Below are 831 nucleotides of genomic sequence, written 5' to 3'. Positions count from 1 at the left end.
GCCGACGTTCGATCAGAGCCGTTTCCACACATCATCCTGCGCGACGCCCTTCCCCTCGATCTCTACCAGGAGTTGGCCGACACGTTTCCCGCTCCGGAAGCGCTCGAAATCGATACGCGCCGCAACAACACCAGATGGGACTATGAGGCCCACCGCGTTCGGTCGAACGAAGCTGTGCCGCAAATATGGCGCGATTTTATCGCCTACCACGTATCTCAAGCATTTTTCGACGAACTCGCCGACCTGTTCTACGACGATATTCACAAGCTTTACCCTGACTATTACCCCAATTATGAACGCCTCAAGAGTATGAAAGCGGGCATCAGGTTTAGTGACACCTATGCAACGCGCGACATACTGATGGATGCGATGCTCAGCGGGAACACGCCGGTAACCAATGCCGGATCGGTGCGGACAAGCCACATCGACAATGGCGACAAGCTATTTTCTGGCCTGTTTTATATGAGGCCGGAAGATTATGATGCCGTTGGCGGGGACCTGACAATTAGTCGTTTCAAGTCCAAATACGCCACGCTGAAAGCCAAAGCGACACTCTTCAATGATGCCTATGTCGACGACACCCATTTGGAATGCGTCGAAACAGTTAAATACGACAAGAACATTCTTGTATTGTTCATCAATTCGATTGAATCGGTCCACGGCGTCACAGTCCGCCAACCCACCAACAAATCCCGGCTTTTCGTCAACCTGGTTGGAGAAGTCGAAAAGCCATTCTACATCAAAGGAAAAAAGATACGGCCGCGCTACGTCCCGGCGCATCAAGACCAGGATGAGGCGGAACAGACCTGGCTGAAAAGGCTCAAGCAAAAA

General features: G+C 51.9%; 1 protein-coding gene. It reads left to right on the top strand.

Going from position 1 to position 831, the window contains the following annotated elements; translation table 11 throughout:
• The coding region (locus EOB49_RS34300; RefSeq protein WP_127383533.1) for a hypothetical protein at window positions 1-831 on the top strand (831 nt) is incomplete at both ends.

This window comes from Mesorhizobium sp. M7A.F.Ca.MR.148.00.0.0 (genome assembly GCF_003997735.1).
Lineage (GTDB): Bacteria > Pseudomonadota > Alphaproteobacteria > Rhizobiales > Rhizobiaceae > Mesorhizobium.
The sequence above is the reverse complement of the archived record's forward strand: the minus strand, read 5'-3'. Positions and strand labels throughout refer to the sequence as shown.